Origin of the sequence: Actinotalea sp., assembly GCF_035443605.1 — a bacterium.
Classification (GTDB): domain Bacteria; phylum Actinomycetota; class Actinomycetes; order Actinomycetales; family Cellulomonadaceae; genus Actinotalea.
Genome location: NZ_DAORSQ010000006.1, coordinates 2000 through 3380 on the forward strand (window position 1 = coordinate 2000; position 1381 = coordinate 3380).

Below are 1381 nucleotides of genomic sequence, written 5' to 3' on the forward strand. Positions count from 1 at the left end.
CGGTCAGGACGGCACGCCGCGCGGCCGGAGACGGCCCGGTCAGGCCTGGGAGCCGCCGAAGTCGACGGTGGGCACGGCGCGGACGGCCGGGTCCTCCGTCTCGAAGTACTCGGCCCGCGCGAAGCCGAAGCCGTTGGCGATGAGGTTCGCCGGGAAGGTCTCGACCTTGGTGTTGAGCTCGCGCACGTTGGCGTTGTAGAACCGGCGGCCGGCGGCGATGCGGTCCTCCGTGGTGGTCAGCTCCGTCTGGAGCTGGGCGAAGTTCTCGCTGGCCCGCAGCACCGGGTAGGCCTCGGCGACGGCGAAGAGCCGCCCGAGCGCGGCGGTGAGCTGGTTCTCGTTCGCCGCCTGCTGTGCCGGGCCGCTCGCGGGCGAGATCGCCGCGGTGCGGGCCGCGGTGACGGCCTCGAAGACGCCGCGCTCGTGCGCCGCGTACCCCTTGACCGTCTCGATGAGATTGGGGATGAGGTCGTGCCGGCGGTGCAGCTCGACGTCGATCTGCCGCCACGACTCCTGGACGAGGTTGCGCAGCCGGACGAACCCGTTGTACGTCGCGACAGCCCACAGCCCGCCGACGACGACGAGCAGCGCGATGACGATGAAGACGATGGTGATGGCGTCCACAGGGTTCCTCCTCAGGTCCTGGCCGGATCGTAGCCGTGGTCGAGCCAGACGTGCCGCGGCACGGACGTCACGATGGCGTTGAGCACACCCAGGCGCCGGGCCACCTGGTCGAGGTCGGGGTTGCCGCCGGACCAGCACAGGATGTCGGTGCCCTCGATGCGGACGTGCAGCCCGCGGGCGTCGGGCTGCATCAACCGCTCCATGAGCCGCGGGTGCACGACCGCGTGCGCGACGGCAGGGTCGGACGTCTCGACGCGCCACGCGCGGTTGAAGTCCTCGGACTCGAAGACCATGTCCTGCCCGCCCATGGCCCGCTCCAGCTTGGCCCCGAACCCGTCCGGGGTGAGCTGCACGTCGGGCAGGAAGGCGGGCAGCGCGAGCGTCACGACGTGGAAGGTGTACGTCTGGCGGTCGTCGCCGCGCTTGGTCGTGTACCGGTAGGCGAAGCTCGTCGCGGCCTTGCCCGAGTACGTCCCGGCGACCACCTCGGAGGTCCGCCGGGCGTTGCCGGTGTTGAACGGCGTGCCCCGCCAGCGCTGCGTCAGCGACGCGTCGGAGCCCATGTACATCCAGCCGATGCGGGCGGCCCAGGCCTTCGCGGCCTCCTCACGGCGGTACCCGGAGTACCAGCGCAGCACGAGGAGCAGCGGCACCAGGACCATCGGGATGACGAAGAGCAGCTCGGCGCTCATGCCACCCGCCCCGGCGCGCGCTCGACCGGCACGTGTCTCATGGCCCCTGCATCGGCACGTCGCGC

Annotated in this window: 2 protein-coding genes; both read right to left on the bottom strand. The window is 71.6% G+C overall.

Annotated elements, in window-relative coordinates:
• Positions 1 to 39 precede the first annotated feature (39 nt).
• Positions 40 to 624, bottom strand: coding sequence for a LemA family protein (locus tag PKY62_RS01460; RefSeq protein ID WP_324534128.1), 585 nt, complete (start codon positions 622 to 624; stop codon positions 40 to 42).
• Positions 625 to 635: 11 nt separating this feature from the next.
• Positions 636 to 1316, bottom strand: a complete 681-nt coding sequence (locus tag PKY62_RS01465; protein ID WP_324534130.1) for a type III secretion system chaperone family protein — start codon at positions 1314 to 1316, stop codon at positions 636 to 638.
• Positions 1317 to 1381: the final 65 nt, after the last annotated feature.